The organism is Amycolatopsis sp. NPDC034160, from assembly GCF_055575355.1.
This window is the reverse complement of the sequence record NZ_JBVISU010000001.1, coordinates 416,054-431,028: the sequence shown is the minus strand read 5'-3', so window position 1 is coordinate 431,028 and position 14,975 is coordinate 416,054. Positions and strand designations below refer to the sequence as shown.

General features: G+C 68.4%; 17 protein-coding genes. 13 read left to right on the top strand and 4 right to left on the bottom strand.

Annotated elements, in window-relative coordinates; all coding sequences use genetic code 11:
* Positions 1-5 precede the first annotated feature (5 nt).
* The 9 genes from rpsF (at position 6) to dnaB (ending at position 6,950) form a co-directional block, all read left to right on the top strand.
* Positions 6-326 carry a 30S ribosomal protein S6 gene (gene rpsF / locus ACZ54P_RS02065; protein WP_177242327.1) on the top strand — a complete coding sequence of 107 codons (321 nt, stop codon included), beginning with the start codon at positions 6-8 and terminating at the stop codon, positions 324-326.
* A 17-nt stretch (positions 327-343) separates the two neighbouring features.
* Complete coding sequence (locus ACZ54P_RS02060) at positions 344-853, top strand: single-stranded DNA-binding protein (RefSeq protein WP_465459706.1); 510 nt, start codon at positions 344-346, stop codon at positions 851-853.
* Positions 854-942: 89 nt separating this feature from the next.
* Positions 943-1,191, top strand: coding sequence for a 30S ribosomal protein S18 (gene rpsR, locus ACZ54P_RS02055; protein WP_005168122.1), 249 nt, complete (start codon positions 943-945; stop codon positions 1,189-1,191).
* Between the two features lie 12 nt (positions 1,192-1,203).
* Complete coding sequence (gene rplI / locus ACZ54P_RS02050; RefSeq protein WP_061981689.1) at positions 1,204-1,659, top strand: 50S ribosomal protein L9; 456 nt, start codon at positions 1,204-1,206, stop codon at positions 1,657-1,659.
* Between the two features lie 142 nt (positions 1,660-1,801).
* Entirely contained in the window at positions 1,802-2,212 is a 411-nt protein-coding gene (locus ACZ54P_RS02045; protein WP_465459705.1) for a hypothetical protein, read from the top strand.
* On the top strand, positions 2,212-2,805 hold the full coding sequence (locus ACZ54P_RS02040; protein ID WP_465459704.1) for a DUF3558 domain-containing protein: 594 nt from the start codon (positions 2,212-2,214) through the stop codon (positions 2,803-2,805). The genes ACZ54P_RS02045 and ACZ54P_RS02040 overlap by 1 nt, the downstream gene beginning before the upstream one ends.
* 3 nt (positions 2,806-2,808) lie before the next feature.
* Positions 2,809-4,170 carry a PPE domain-containing protein gene (locus tag ACZ54P_RS02035; RefSeq protein ID WP_465459703.1) on the top strand — a complete coding sequence of 454 codons (1,362 nt, stop codon included), beginning with the start codon at positions 2,809-2,811 and terminating at the stop codon, positions 4,168-4,170.
* Between the two features lie 97 nt (positions 4,171-4,267).
* Complete coding sequence (locus ACZ54P_RS02030) at positions 4,268-5,065, top strand: ESX secretion-associated protein EspG (RefSeq protein ID WP_465459702.1); 798 nt, start codon at positions 4,268-4,270, stop codon at positions 5,063-5,065.
* A 475-nt stretch (positions 5,066-5,540) separates the two neighbouring features.
* Positions 5,541-6,950, top strand: a complete 1,410-nt coding sequence (dnaB, locus tag ACZ54P_RS02025) for a replicative DNA helicase (RefSeq protein WP_465460213.1) — start codon at positions 5,541-5,543, stop codon at positions 6,948-6,950.
* Between the two features lie 81 nt (positions 6,951-7,031).
* On the opposite strand, the gene ACZ54P_RS02020 is transcribed toward dnaB, so the two are convergent.
* Entirely contained in the window at positions 7,032-7,820 is a 789-nt protein-coding gene (locus ACZ54P_RS02020) for a class I SAM-dependent methyltransferase (protein WP_465459701.1), read from the bottom strand.
* A gap of 84 nt (positions 7,821-7,904) precedes the next feature.
* Positions 7,905-9,014 carry an FAD-dependent oxidoreductase gene (locus ACZ54P_RS02015; protein ID WP_465459700.1) on the bottom strand — a complete coding sequence of 370 codons (1,110 nt, stop codon included), beginning with the start codon at positions 9,012-9,014 and terminating at the stop codon, positions 7,905-7,907.
* Between the two features lie 69 nt (positions 9,015-9,083).
* Between ACZ54P_RS02015 and ACZ54P_RS02010 the strand changes: the two genes are divergently transcribed.
* A complete protein-coding gene (locus ACZ54P_RS02010; RefSeq protein ID WP_465459699.1) occupies positions 9,084-9,764 on the top strand; it encodes a TetR/AcrR family transcriptional regulator in 681 nt (226 codons plus the stop codon).
* A 59-nt stretch (positions 9,765-9,823) separates the two neighbouring features.
* Positions 9,824-11,017 (top strand): serine hydrolase domain-containing protein, encoded by a 1,194-nt coding sequence (locus ACZ54P_RS02005; protein ID WP_465459698.1) that lies wholly within the window; start codon positions 9,824-9,826, stop codon positions 11,015-11,017.
* A 138-nt stretch (positions 11,018-11,155) separates the two neighbouring features.
* Here ACZ54P_RS02005 and ACZ54P_RS02000 read toward each other — a convergent pair whose 3' ends face one another.
* On the bottom strand, positions 11,156-11,602 hold the full coding sequence (locus tag ACZ54P_RS02000) for a MarR family winged helix-turn-helix transcriptional regulator (protein WP_465460212.1): 447 nt from the start codon (positions 11,600-11,602) through the stop codon (positions 11,156-11,158).
* A 123-nt stretch (positions 11,603-11,725) separates the two neighbouring features.
* Between ACZ54P_RS02000 and ACZ54P_RS01995 the strand changes: the two genes are divergently transcribed.
* Positions 11,726-12,502 carry a dioxygenase family protein gene (locus ACZ54P_RS01995; RefSeq protein WP_465459697.1) on the top strand — a complete coding sequence of 259 codons (777 nt, stop codon included), beginning with the start codon at positions 11,726-11,728 and terminating at the stop codon, positions 12,500-12,502.
* Here the strand turns inward: ACZ54P_RS01995 and ACZ54P_RS01990 are convergent.
* A complete protein-coding gene (locus ACZ54P_RS01990) occupies positions 12,499-13,665 on the bottom strand; it encodes an MFS transporter (RefSeq protein WP_465459696.1) in 1,167 nt (388 codons plus the stop codon). The two genes, ACZ54P_RS01995 and ACZ54P_RS01990, sit on opposite strands and share 4 nt — an antisense overlap.
* A gap of 91 nt (positions 13,666-13,756) precedes the next feature.
* On the opposite strand from ACZ54P_RS01990, the gene ACZ54P_RS01985 reads away from it, so the two are divergent.
* The gene (locus ACZ54P_RS01985) at positions 13,757-14,950 is read left to right on the top strand and encodes an ROK family transcriptional regulator (protein ID WP_465459695.1); all 1,194 of its coding nucleotides are present in this window, start codon (positions 13,757-13,759) and stop codon (positions 14,948-14,950) included.
* Positions 14,951-14,975 lie beyond the last annotated feature (25 nt).

Genomic DNA, 14,975 nt, shown 5'->3' with positions numbered 1-14,975 from the left:
TGGTTGTGTCACGCCATTACGAGGTAATGGTCATCCTGGACCCCACGCTCGATGAGCGTACGGTCGCACCGACCCTGGACACCTTCCTCAACGTCATCCGCACTTCGGGCGGAAGCGTGGAGAAGGTCGACGTCTGGGGACGCCGCCGTCTGTCGTACGAGATCAAGAAGCACGCCGAGGGCATCTACGCGCTCCTCGACCTGAACTCGACGTCGGAAGCGGTCAAGGAGCTGGACCGTCAGCTCTCGCTCCAGGAGACCGTGCTCCGCACCAAGGTCATGCGCCGCGAGATCAAGCCGGCCAAGCCCGTCGCCGCCAAGGCCTGAGCCGAAGGACTTTTCCGATGGCTGGAGACACCGTCATCACGGTGATCGGCAATCTCACGTCCGACCCGGAGCTTCGCTTCACCCCTTCCGGCGCGGCGGTCGCGAACTTCACCGTCGCGTCCACCCCGCGCACGCTGGACAAGCAGTCCGGTGAGTGGAAGGACGGCGAGGCCCTGTTCCTGCGCTGCAACATCTGGCGTCAGGCGGCCGAGAACGTCGCCGAATCGCTGACCCGTGGCGCGCGAGTCGTCGTGCAGGGGCGCCTCAAGCAGCGGTCTTTCGAGACCAAAGAAGGCGAAAAGCGCACTGTCGTCGAGCTCGAGGTCGATGAGATCGGTCCCTCGCTGCGCTACGCCACCGCCAAGGTGAACAAGGTCAGCCGTGGCACCGGTGGCGGTGGCGGCGGCTTCGGTGGTGGCGGCGGTGGAGGCCAGAGCGGCCCGCCCGCCGACGACCCGTGGGGTTCCGCTCCGCCCGCCGGCGGTGCCGGTGGTGGCGGTGGCTTCTCCGACGAGCCGCCCTTCTGATCCGAAAGTCGCATAGGGCGTCCACCGCGGGCGAAAGCTCCGCGAGACGCCCAGAGACAACCACTACGTAGAAATCCAGGAGTAGCACCGTGGCCAAGCCACCCATCCGCAAGCCCAAGAAGAAGGTCTGCGTGTTCTGCAAGGCCGAGAAGAAGGGCCGCCCGGAGAACATCGACTACAAGGACACCAACCTGCTGCGGAAGTACATCTCCGACCGCGGCAAGATCCGTGCCCGCCGGGTGACCGGCAACTGCAGCCAGCACCAGCGTGACATCGCCATCGCGGTCAAGAACTCCCGCGAAATGGCGCTGCTGCCCTACACCTCGACCGCACGCTAAGGAGGCACGTCAATGGCGAAGATCATTCTCACCACCGACGTCGCCAACCTCGGTGGACCCGGCGACATCGTCGAGGTCAAGGACGGCTACGCACGCAACTTCCTCCTCCCGCGCGGCTACGCGATCGTGGCCACCAAGGGTGCGGAGAAGAACGTGCGCACGATCAAGCGGGCGCAGGAGAGCCGTCGCATCCGCGACCTCGACCACGCCAAGGAGATCAAGGCGACCCTGGAAGGCCTCGGCGCCGTCCAGCTGACCGGCAAGGCGGCCGAGGGCTCGAAGAAGCTCTTCGGTTCGATCACCACCGCCGAGATCGTGGACGCGATCAAGGCCGCCGGCGGCCCGCTGCTCGACAAGCGCGTCATCGAGCTGAAGGACCACATCAAGACCGTGGGCAAGCACTCGGTCGGCGCCCGCCTGCACCCCGACGTCCGCGTCGACGTGCGGCTCGAGGTCAAGGCCAAGTAACACCGCTTCGGTACAGGGCGGGGTTTCTCCTTCACGGAGATGCCCCGCCCTTTGCTTTGCCGCGGAACCCCACTCGGCCGGGTCACGTCTTAGGATTGACTCGACGTCGAGGTACGGGGACGCAAAAGGGGATCTGGGAGCAATGGCTTACGACAGCAACGCCGAGCAGAACCGGCAGGAGAAGGTCACGGTGTCCGCGCCGGCCAACCCGGACAAGCCGGCGTCGACGTCCGGCGGGGGTGGCGGCGGCTTCACCTTCGACAAGGACAAGATCGACGGCATCATCAAGAAGTGGACGGACCTGCAGGTCGAGCTCAAGAAGGACTTCCGCGACGCGAACCTGATGGCGAACGTCAAGGCGCCGGGCAAGGAGTTCGCGAGCGGTGACTGGGAGAAGCTGGCCAACCCTTCGGGCAAGGCGTTCCTGGAGCAGAACCAGAAGATGCAGGACTACGTCCAGAACTACATCGACCAGCTGACCGCCGCGAAGCAGAAGATCGCCACGAACGAGGCCGAAACGCAGGCTTCGCTCAACAAGCACAAGGCCGTGTGATGCGCCGTTCCCTCGTCTTCGTTTTCGCCGCCGCCGCGCTGGTCGCGGGCTGTTCGGGCACCAAGAACGGCACAGCGTCCTCCGAGCCGTCGTACACGACCGGTGCCTCGAGCGCGTCGAGCGGCTCGTCCGGCTCCGCGCCCAAGGTGTCGAGTCCGCTGAAGACCTCGTCGATCGAGAGCAACGCGTGCTCCGCGCTTTCCCCGGCGAAGCGGTCCGAGCTCGGCCTCAGTGATGGCGAGCAGGGGACCACGAGCGTCGGCCCCGGCTGCTCCCTGTTCGCGGTGGACGACCGGCTGAACCAGATCGACATCAGCCCGGTGCTCGCGAACAAGAACGGCCTCAGCGACGTCTACGACACGAAGGCCAACGACGAATATTTCGAGCCGACCGAGATCGCCGGCTACCCGGCGGTGTACGCCGCGGCACTCGACGGCCGCAAAAGCGGCAAATGCGGTCTGTTCGTCGGCGTGACCGACCAGCTGGCCGTGAACATCCTGGTGCAGTACGACCACGGGCCGGGCGCGAGCGACCCGTGCCCGGTGGCGCGCAAAGTGGGGGAAGCGATGATCGAGACGTTGAAGGAGGGCTGAGGCGTGTTCCTGCTGCCGATCATCGCCGGGTACTCGGCCTACAACCTGGCGACCACGAAATCCGGCGACTTCGAAGCGTCGGGCGGTGATCGCAAGATCGATTGCTACAACATCTGGGAGAAGATCGTCACCGGCCCGGGTACCGGGTCGATCCAGGAGGGACAGGCCGCGGCGACCCGGCTCAAGGCCGGTTACCAGGACAGGCTGACCACCATCGACAACCTGTCGAAGGAAATGGACGCCGCCTGGACCGGTAAGAGCGCCGAAGCCGCGCAGGAGTCCGGCGCGCATCCGCTGCGGGTCTGGATGGCGGACTCCGGCAAGAAGCTGACGGACTCCGACAAGTACCTGGGCGAGCAGAACACCGCGTTCACCACGGTGAAGGCGAAGGTCCAGCCGGTCCCGAAGGACCCGCCGAAGAACAACCTGCTCAACTCCGTCACCCCGTGGACGACCGACACCGACCGCGCGATCCGGGACTACAACCAAAAAGGTCAAGCGAACGTCGACGCGTTCAACGAGTACTTCAAGGCCAGTTCCGAGAACGGCAAGAAGCTGCCCACCTACAGCAAGATGGAGGGGCAAAACAGAGGCGTCGACGTCAACGGCGGCGGCGGGAACGGCAAGGACAAGGACGGCAACGGGAACGGTCAGGGCGACCGGAACGGGCACAACGGCATGCCGGGCATCTCGACGCCGCCCGGTTCGATGCCGCCCGGCGGGATGCCGAGCATTCCCGGGTCGAACATGCCGGGTATCGGTACGCCGGGTTCGAATTTGCCCGGCTCGAACCTTCCCGGCAGCAATCTGCCCGGCTCGAACTTCCCCGGCTCGAACCTGCCGGGTTCCAACCTGCCGGGTTCCAACCTGCCCGGCGGGCAGTACAACCCGAACATCCCCGGCAGCGGCTACAAGCCGCCGTCCTGGGACGACGGGACGAACGCGTCCGGCTTCACCCCGCCGAAAATCCCCGGTGCCGGCGGCTTCGGCCCGAGCGGCGGCGGAGGAGGTGGCGGCGCCGGCTTCGGCGGCGCCGACATCCCCGGCGCGGGCGGCTTCGGTCCGGACGGCGGCTTCGGCCCCGGATTCGGGCCCGGTGGCGGGAGCGGCGCGGCCCTGCCCGGCAACGCGGGCGCGATGGGCGGCGCCGGGATGGGCGGTGGCGCGGCCGGTGCCGGAGCCGGTGCGGGTCGCGGTGCGGGCGGCATGATGGGCGGCATGGGCGGGATGGGTGCCGGTGCCGGTGCCGCCAAGGGGAAGGGCGGCGAGGACGAGGAGCGCAGCGCCAAGTACCTCGTCGGCGACGACCCCAACGACATCTTCGGCACCGACGAACTCACCGCACCGCCGGTGATCGGGGAGTAATACGTACTCTCGCGCCGGGCGCGTGCCAAAATTGGCGCCGCGCCCGGCTTGTCTTGTTCCGGGCTGGACGAACATGAACGACTAGGGGGCAGTTCCGGTGCTGGACAAGCAGGTCACTATCACGACCGGCACCCTCATCACGCTGATCCGCCGCCGTGGCGGCGAACCGCACACGATCCTGTCGGAAACACCGACCTGGTACAGCGAGGAAGCACAGCGGACCGAGGACGAACGGACCAATGAGGAACTGGCGAGCCAGGGCCTCTTCGGCGCCAGGGGACTGCACCCCGGATTCAAGGCGACGCTCGAAGCCATCGCCAGGCCGTCCCTGGAGTACTACGGCTGGGTCGACGGCGGATTCGAGGGCAAGGCGCTGAGCTTCACCCTGCTGGCGGGCAGCAGTGGCGGGGAGGGCTTCGTACTAGCCCGGCACAGCGAACACGACGGCATCGCGCTCGCTTCGGTGCGGCCTGAGGAGCTGCTCACCGAGTTCCTCGACCAGATCCCGAAGCTCGCGCCGGGACGTGGACGTCCGATCGCCGTCCCGAAGAGCCAGATCGAAGCGCCGCGCTCGTCGTCGACGGCGCAGGACGAGGGCTTCGAGGTGCTTCGCAGCGGTCGACAGAGCGCCGGCAGCCAGGAGGCCGACGAGCTTCGCCGCATCCTCGCGCTACGCCGATTGGGCAGCGGCAGCCTGTACGTCGCCGCTCGCGGCCGGAGCGGCGCGCGGCAGCGGATCGAACGCCCGGTGAACTACATCGATACGTCCGAGGGCCGGTGGCTGACCGAAGAGGTACCGGGGAGTGGCGAGCCGAGGATCGCCTTCACACCCGCCGACCAGCAGGTTCTCGCGGACCGACTACGGAGCGCACAGGGCAGGTTGTTCGCGTCCTGAATCACACGCCGGCCGGCCCGGCGAGTGGACCCTCTACCCTCCGTAGTATCCATCCACAGGGCACCCCTGTGCGCCGCCGTGCGACACGCCGAATGACGGATTTCGCCCGACACGCCGGGCGGATTCGAAGAAAGTTCTCCACAGTGTGTACACAGGCCCTGACCAGCGATTTTGTCAGACCATTCCAGCGTTGCCCACAAGTTGTACACAGGCTTCGGGCCACCTGTGAAGGGATGCCCGCAGTCATCCCCAGGTTGTCCACAGGGCGGTCCCCAGGCGAAATTGCGCTGGTCCTTTCGGGGGGCCTACCGTGCCCGCCGGGCCAGTACGCAGTGTTGCGTCCGAGGGGTCCGGAAGATGAACACAGGGGAGCTCGAGGAGCCGCGGGAGGGCGGACGGCGAGCACAGGGGACCGACCGGGGAAATTCTGGCATAATCGAACGCGTGTTCGATGCCTGAGGAGGTGGCAGCAGCGGTGGCGCTGACCGACGACCGCAATCCGATGTACGCGGAGTCCGACCCGGGTCCCAGCGACCCCGGGCCGCGTGGCGGGGAATACGACCGCCAGCCGCCGCAGGACATCGCGGCCGAGCAGTCCGTGCTCGGCGGCATGCTGCTGTCGAAGGACGCCGTCGCCGACGTCATCGAAGCCCTCGGCCCCGACGACTTCTACCGGCCCGCGCACCAGGCGATCTACGACGTCATCCTCGACCTCTACGGACGCGGTGAACCCGCCGACCCGATCACCGTCTCCGCCGAACTGGAACGCCGGGGCGAACTCGGCCGCATCGGCGGCGCCCCGTACCTGCACACCCTGATCGCGACGGTGCCGACGGCGGCGAACGCCGGATACTACGCGGAGATCGTCTCCGAGAAGGCGGTGCTGCGGCGCCTGGTCGAGGCGGGCACGCGGATCGTGCAGTACGGCTATGGCGCGGCCGCGGCCGACGGCGCGAACATCGACGAGGTCGTCGACCGCGCGCAGGCCGCGATCTACGACGTCACCGAGCGGCGCACCAGCGAGGACTACGTCGCGCTGGAAGAACTGCTCCAGCCGACCATGGACGAGATCGACGCGATCGCGTCGCGCGGCGGGCAGTCGCAGGGCATCCCGACCGGATTCGCCGACTTCGACGATCTGACCAACGGCCTGCACCCCGGACAGATGATCATCGTCGCCGCGCGACCCGGTGTAGGGAAATCGACCCTGGGACTGGATTTCGCGCGTTCGGCGTCCATCAAACACGGTCTGACCAGCGTCATCTTCTCGCTGGAAATGAGCAGGACCGAGATCGTCATGCGCATGCTCTCGGCCGAGGCTCGGATCCGGCTGGCGGACATGCGCGGTGGCAAGATGTCCGACGACGACTGGACCCGGCTCGCGCGCCGGATGAGCGAGGTCTCCGAGGCGCCGCTGTTCGTCGACGACTCGCCGAACATGACGATGATGGAGATCCGCGCGAAGGCCCGGCGGCTCAAGCAGCGCAACGACCTCAAACTCGTCGTCCTCGACTATCTGCAGCTGATGACCTCGGGCAAGCGCGTCGAGTCCCGGCAGCAGGAGGTCTCGGAGTTCTCACGGCAGATGAAGCTGCTGGCGAAGGAGATCGAGGTCCCGGTGATCGCGATCAGTCAGCTGAACCGTGGTCCCGAGCAGCGGACCGACAAGCGCCCGATGCTGTCCGACCTCCGTGAGTCCGGTTCGCTGGAGCAGGACGCCGACCTCGTCATCCTGGTGAACCGCCCCGACGCCTGGGAGCGGGACGACCCGCGCGCCGGTGAAGCGGACCTGATCATCGCGAAGCACCGTGCCGGGCCGACGGCGACGATCACCGTCGCGCACCAACTGCACTACAGCCGGTTCGTCGACCTCTCGCACGACTAGGCGACTCCCGTAGGGAAGGCGCGGAATCGTCATCACCTGGCGTAGGAGACGCGCGCGCCGCCTGGCCGAGTCGGTGTCGGCTCAGTGAATCCGGCCGATCAGGGCCGTCACCCGTACGTCCTCGATGAACGGCCGATGCGGCTGGAGTACATCGCCGAGCCGCTCGGCGAACCGCGGGCGTTCCTCGGGGGAGGGGACGCGGCCGACGGGCAGCGCCGAATAGACGCCACCGACGATCTGGTCCGCGGTGAGTTCGTCGGAGTACTCGACGGTGACGACCGACGCGGCATAGCCGGCGGCGACCAGGCTGTCGCGATACAGCCGTTGGCTGCTGTCGTCGGTACCGCAGGTGCCGGTCGTCTTGCTGCCGAGCCAGTCCTCCAGAAAGCCACGCAGCGCGCGGGACCACTCGCTGTCCTGCAGCCACAACGGGGTCCCGTTGGTCACCACGGCCACCCCGCCGCCGGGCCGGAGAAACGGGACCACCGCGCGGAACAGCTCATCGTGCCGCATCCAGTGCAGCGCCTGCGCGATGGTCACCGCCGCCAGACGTCGATCGCCGATCAGCGCGCCCAGCGCGGGGATGTCGGTGTCGGACCCGACCATCCAGCTCACGTTGGCCGTCCCCTGCTCACTCGCGCCACGCCGGGCGCGCGAAAGCATGTCCGGCTCCGGATCAACGGCGACCACGGACCGCACTCGCTCCGCGATCGGCAGGGTCAGCTGCCCGGTACCGCACCCCAGATCCACCACGAGATCACTGGTGGTCAGCTCGAACGCGTCCACCAGTGCGTCGATCACGGCCGGCGGATAACCACGCCGGAACCGGTGATAGAAGTCCACCACTTCGCCACGAAACCCGAGATCCATTTCTCCAGACTGCTCGGCCGGGCCTTGCCACGACAGCGGTTCAGCTGACAGCAGTTCGGCTCACAGCGTGAAGCGGGTGTGACTTCAGCCGGGCTGGAAGAACGCGAGCAGTCTCTGGGCGGCGTCGGGCGCCATCAGCAGTTCCTGCATGTCCGCGGACATGCGGGCGGCGGCGCTGGTCCGTTCGAACATCTCGCGTTCGTATTCCTTGACGGCGGTCGAATAGTCGTCCGGGTGCGCGGCCAGCGCGAGACCGAGCAGGGCACCGTCGAGCAGCGCCATGTTGGCGCCCTCGCCCACCGGCGGCATCAGATGCGCGGCATCACCGATCAGCGTGACGCCCGGTGTCGACGGCCAGGTCAGACCGACCGGAAGCGCGCTGATCGACCTCGGCACGACCAGGTCGTCGCAGGCCTCGATCAGCGCGATGATCCGTGAGTCCCACCCGTCGAGCAGCTCGATCAGCCGCGCCCGGGCGGCGGCCGGGTCGTCGAAGGGGATGCCGCTGGTGGCGAACCAGTCTTCGCCGGTGTCGTAGAAGCTGATACCGATCCGGACCCGGCCGTCACCGTTGCGCTGCGCCCCCAAGGACACTCCGTCGCCCAGCACCCAGTAGTTGCCGCGTCCGACCATCGCCGCGAGGTCGGGGCGGGTGCGGTCGATGTCCGGAATGCCGACCTCGACGACGTTCTGGCCGAGATGCGCCGGGCGGGCGTCGGTGACCAGCGGGCGGACCCGGGACTGCGCGCCGTCCGCGCCGACCAGCAGGTCATGAGTCGCACTTCCGCCATCGGCGAACCGCACCCGGCCGTTCTCGGCGGATTCGAACGCGTGCTCCCAGCGCACCACACCTTCGGGGAGGGAATCCAGCAGCAGGCCGCGCAGATCGGCGCGATCGACCTCGGGCCGGGCGAGCGGGGCGTCGTCGGGCGTGTCCTCTTGGAGCAGCAGAGTTCCGTCAGGCTGGAGGAGACGCATGTCCTGCCCTTCACCACGGGCGATCTCGTAGAACCGGTCGATCAGTCCTGCTTCGCGCAACGCCCGCTGACCGGAGTGGATGTCGAGCATCCCGCCCTGGCCGCGCGCGTCGCGTGACGATTCCCGTTCGTAGACGACGGCGTCGATGCCGTTCACGTGCAACACCCTGGCAAGAGCCAAGCCACCCAGACCTGCTCCGACGATGGCGATGGTCATGTCGTCACCCCTCGATACACTGTATTCTTCGATACAGTGTATCGACTGATGCGATGTATTGTCAGCGCCATGTTGGTGTGGGAACGGCCGGAACCGCCGAATCGACCGGCACCGGCCTCGCTGAGCCGGGAGCGGATCGTCCGAGCGGCGATCCGGCTGGCCGACGCGGATGGCCTGGAAGCGGTGTCACTGCGCAAGGTCGCCGCCGCCTTGGACGTCGGCCCGATGCGGCTGTACGGCTACATCGCGAGCAAGGACGAGCTGCTCGACCTGATGGTCGACGCCGTCCACGCGGAGATCCGGCCCGCCGGAGACAACTGGCGAGAGGTACTGCGGTCTCTCGCCGAAACCACCCGGCACGCCGCCCGCCAGCACGAATGGCTCGCCGATCTCCTCGGTGGCAGGCCCCGGCTCGGCCCGAACGCGCTGACGGGTGGGGAGATCGTGCTGGCCGCGCTGGACGACGTCGGCGTGGACGCCAAGATGCCGGTGGTCTCCGCGGTCCACTCGTACGTGATCGGCGCGGTGCGCCGGGAGATCGCCGAGCGGCGTGCCGAACGGGCCACCGGGATGGACGAGAAGCGCTGGCAGAGCGCACACGGACCCTATTTGGAACGGACCTTCGCCACCGGCCGGTTCCCGGCGTTGGAGACGGTGGTGCGCGACGCCGTCCACCTGGACGCCGACCAGACCTTCCGGATAGGTCTCGACTTCCTGCTCGACGGCATCGAAGCTCGCGTCTCCGGCTGACGACGGCCGTGTCAGCGCGGTGACTGCCCCGTGTCAGCGCGGCACGCGAACGTGGTCCCATGACCAAGTCACTGAGGGGTACGAAGAACGGAATCCTCCGGCGAGTGGGGATCACGGCGCTGGGTGTCACGCTGCTGGCCGGCGTGGCCGCGCCGACGGCCTCGGCCGGACAGGATCGGCCGGAGCTGCAGCGCGCCGCGCAGGAATTCGTCGACGCCGGTTTCGGCGGGATGCAGCTGCGGGTGCGCGACGAGCGGGGTGAGTGGACCGGCAGCGCCGGGGTGCGCGAGCTGGGCGGAACGGCGAAGCCGCCGACCAACGGCCACTTCCGGGTCGGCAGCACGACCAAGAACTTCACCGCGACCCTGGTACTGCAGCTGGTTGCCGAAGGCAGGATCGGGTTGGACACCCCGGTGGCGGGCTTCCTGCCGCGGTTCGGCCTGGACCGGCGGATCACCGTCCGCATGCTGCTGCAGCACACCAGTGGTCTGTTCAACCACACCGGCCAGTACAACCCGGACGGGACGGTCACGCCGGGAATCCCGTGGGCCGGCCAGGAATGGGTGGACAAGCGCTTCCACACCTACCAGCCCGAAGAGCTGGTTCGGCTGTCGGTGGCCAAACCGCTGCTGTTCGAGCCAGGGGCGAGCTGGAGCTACTCCAACACCAACTACGTGGTCGCCAGGCTGCTGGTCGAAAAGCTCACCGGCCACTCCTTCGCCGACGAGCTGGACCGGCGGATCCTGCGGCCGCTCAAATTGCGGGGCACCTTGTCGCCGGGCGCCTGGCCGGGAATGCCCAAGCCGTACGCCCACGCCTACTACCGCTATGAAAACGACGGTCAGTGGAAGACGGTCGACGTCACCCACCAGAACCCGTCCTGGATCTCCAGCGCGGGAGACATGATCTCGACGACCAAGGATCTCCAGACCTACTTCTCCGCACTCCAGAGCGGCAAGCTTCTACCGGCCACGCTCCTGGCCGAGATGCGCAAGACCCACCCACAGAGCGAAAGCCTCTACGGCTACTACGGCCTCGGACAGTTCACTCAGGACCTGGGGCCGGGCTGCGTCGGGACCGTCCTGAACCACAACGGCGGCCTCAACGGCTACGGATCGCTGATGTACAGCACACCGGACGGCAGCAAGACGCTGACCGCGTCGATCACCGGCGGGGACGCCGCGAACGACCCGACGCAGGCTTTCCCGGGGGCGCTGAACAAGCTGCTCAAGACGGTCTTCTGCGGGAAGTGAGGAAGACGGCCTCGTGAGTGGGGGCACGCGGCCAGCACCTGAGATGTGTCCTGCTCAGCGCGGGGTCGTGAGTGACGATGAGGGTTAGAACCCTCATTAGCACTCACGACCTCCTCGTGAAACCGTGCGAAGCGCGTTCTAAGCCGAATCGCCACTCACGGCCGAGCCGAGCGCGCCGTAGTTCCGGACGAAGGCGGTCAGCAACCGGGCGAACTCGCGCCGGTCTTCTTCCGGCCAGTCCGCCATGGCCTCGGCGAACACCGAACGACGGAACTCATGCATGCGCGTCACCGCGGCGCGCCCGCTGTCGGTGAGCACCAAGACGGCCCGGCGGCCGTCACGCTGATCGGCCTCACGCCGGAGAAAACCCTCGTCGACGGCCCGCGCGACCAGCCGGCTCGCGCGCGGCTGGTCGATGGTCAGCGCCGTCGCGAGGCTCGTGACGGTACCGGGCTCGCCGCTCTCCTCGGCCGCTTCGACGGCGTCGAGGAGGCCCTGCACCGCCTGGTCGGGCATCGATTCGGCGCGATCGCGGGCGAGCTTCGACAGCGAGCGCCTCGCTTGACTCCGCCGGATCGCGATCATCGCGCGTTCCACGTCGGCCACGGCATCGCTGTTCACACGAGAAGTATCCCCGCCTCGGAATAAGGCGAGGACGGGTGACGTCGTCTATCCTGGTAGTTGAAAGTTCAAACACTTGGAGCTGACATGGCCGCCACCCCGGTGCTTTACCTCAGCCACGGCGCGCCGCCGCTCGCCGACGACGCCACCTGGACCCGCCAACTCGCCGACTGGTCGGCGAACCTCGAAAAGCCGAAGGCCGTCCTCGTCGTCTCCGCACACTGGGAAGAGGCGCCACTGACCCTCGGCGCCACCACCACGGTGCCGCTGGTCTACGACTTCTGGGGCTTCCCCGATCGCTACTACCAGGTGAAATACGCCGCGCCCGGCGCTCCCGAACTCGCGGACAAGGTGCGGAAACTCCTGCGCTCGACGCGAACGCCGGTCCACGACGCGCCCGACCGCGGCCTCGACCACGGCGCCTATGTCCCGCTCGTGGAGATGTACCCGGACGCCGACATCCCGGTGCTGCAGGTGTCCATGCCGTCGCTGGACCCGCGGGAGTTGTTCGACCTCGGCCGGAAACTCGCGCCGCTGCGGGACGAGGGCGTGCTGATCATCGGCAGCGGCTTCTTCACGCACAACCTGAGCGCGATGCGCCAGACCGACGGCACCGACGGCGTGCCACCGGCTTGGTCGAGCGAATTCGATCACTGGGGTGCGGAAACCCTGCGCGAGGGCGACCTCGACGCGTTGCTGGACTTCCAGCACAAGGCACCCGCCGCGGCCATCGCGCACCCCAGGATCGAGCACTTCGCACCGCTGTTCGTCTCGCTCGGCGCGAGCTCTTCCGAAGGGAAGGGCGAGACCGTGATCGACGGCTACTGGTACGGCCTCGCCAAGCGCTCCCTCCAGTTCGGCTAGCGGGAGCGGAGCACCCCGGCGCCGGCCACGAGGCCGAGCGCGAGCAGCGTGACCAGCCCGAAAGACACCGTCAGCGACGTCAGGTCGGCGATCCCGCCGACCAGCGACGGCGCGACGAGCCCGGAGGAGTAGGTGATGGTCGCGACGCCCGCGATCGACTGGCTCGGCGTCGGGCCGCTGCGTCCGGCCGCCGCGAAGGCGAGCGGAACGACGACGGAGACACCGAGGCCGATCAAGGCGAATCCGGCCATCGCCATCACCGGATTCGCGGCGAAGACGACCAGCAGACCACCCGCCGTCGCGAAAGCGCCACCCGCGCGGACCGTCTTGACCGCGCCGAAGCGTCGCACCAGCGCGTCCCCGGAAAGGCGGGCGACCGCCATCGTGCAGGTGAACGCGGTGGTCGACGCCGCCGCGATACCGGGCGAGGTGCCGAGGACATCACGCAGGTAGACGGCGGACCAGTCGAGGCTCGCCCCTTCGGCGAAGACAGCGCAGAACGCGACGGCCCCGATGATCACGGCCGACTTCGGCGGCAACGCGAACCTCGGCGGCGGGTGCTCGTCAGGCGCGCTGCGGACGTCGAGCACCGCTTGGCAGATGAGCGCGCCGGCGACGGTGAGCACGGCGGACGCGATCGCCAGATGCACCCTGGCGTCGAGCGCGGCGTGCGCGGCGAGCGCACCGGCGGCGGATCCGACGAGCGCGCCCGTGGTCCACATGCCGTGCAGCCCCGACATGACCGACTTGCCCATCTTCTCCTCGACGTCGACACCCAGCGCGTTCATCAGCACGTCCGAGGTGCCCGCCGCGGTACCGAAGACGAACAACGCCAGGCACAGGGTGAAGAGGTTTCCGGCCAACGACGGCAGGATCAGCGCCAGCGTCCAGTAGGCGAGCAGCACCCGCAGGCCCTGTCGGCCACCGAGCCGGTGCCCGATCCGCGCGGCGAGCGGCATGGTGAGCGAGGCGCCGATGGCGGGGAAAGCGAGCGCGAGGCCGAGCTGTCCGGCGCTGATTCCCGCGTGTTCCTGGATCCACGGGATCCGGGTGGCGAAACTGCCGGTCACCGCGCCGTGCACGGCGAAGATGGCGGCGACGGCCACCCGCGCCTGCCGCACCCGCCGCGTCGGCCCGCCGACGGTTTCCACTGCATTACTCATTGGGCCCCCAAGGTCCACGAGACAACCCGACGAGCATCAGCGTAAACTATCAGGAAGGGAACCTGATAATTAATTCTGGGAGGATCTGCCGGTGAGTGTCATTCGGATGCCGTCCGCCTCCCCGAGTACCGCGCGGGCCATCAACGACCGGCTGGCCCTCGACCTGCTCCAGCGCGAGGGCCCGCTGACGGCCGCTCAGCTCAAGACGTCGACCGGGCTCTCCCGGCCGACCGTCGCCGACCTCGTCGAACGGCTGCAGGACGCCGGGCTGATCGCCGTCGTCGGCGAAGCGGGCGCCGAACGCCGAGGGCCGAACGCGAAGCTGTACGGCATCGTCGCCGAACGCGCGTTCCTCGCCGGCCTCGACATCCGTACGCACGGGATGGCCGTCTCGGTCGCGGACCTGCTGGGGCGGACCCGCGCCGAGGCCTCGCTCCCGTTCGACCTGGACATCGACACCGACGTGGCCGTCGAGCGCGCGATCACGCTGCTGAAGGACACCACCACCGAAGCGGGCGCGTCCGTGCTGCACACCATCGCCGTCGGCGCTCCCGGACTGGTCGATCCGGCGACCGGAGGACTGCGACCGGCCGGGGGATTGCCCACATGGCACGGGAGGCTCGTCTTCGAGCTCCGGCGTCGGCTGGGCATCCCGGTGCTGCTGGAGAACGAGGTCAACCTCGCGGCCGCGGCCGAACAACGGCTCGGCGCCGCTCGCGACCGGGACACGTTCGTGCTGCTGTGGCTCGGTTTCGGCGTCGGCGCGGCCGTCGTTCTCGACGGTTCGCTCCGACGGGGCGCCTCGGGCGGCGCGGGGGAGATCGGGTTCCTGCCGATGCTCGGCCCCGGCAGGCTTCCGACGGCGACCGATTGCGACGGCGGCTTCCACACCCTCGCGGGCAGCGTCGCGATCTGCGAACTTGCCCGAGCGCACGGCATCCCGGCTTCGCCGTCCGACAACGCCGAAGCAGCCGAAGCGGCTGTCGGGTACGCGATCGACGCGGACGCCGAAGACTTCCTGGAGATCGTCGCGGAGCGGATCGCCATCGGCTCCGCCGCGGTCACCGCGGTACTGGACCCGGGCTGTGTCGTACTCGGCGGCGAAGTCGGCCGGGCGGGCGGCGACGCGCTGGCGGACCGGGTGAGCAGACGGCTCGCGGAGATTTCGCCGCTGCGGACCGAGGTACGCGCGGGAACCGTCGGCGGCGGCGCGGTGCGGGAAGGCGCGGTGCTGACCGCGATGGGCGCGGCACAGGACGCGTTGTTCGGAAGGACTCGTGAGTGATCCGGGTGGTTCTATTGGGGGTAAG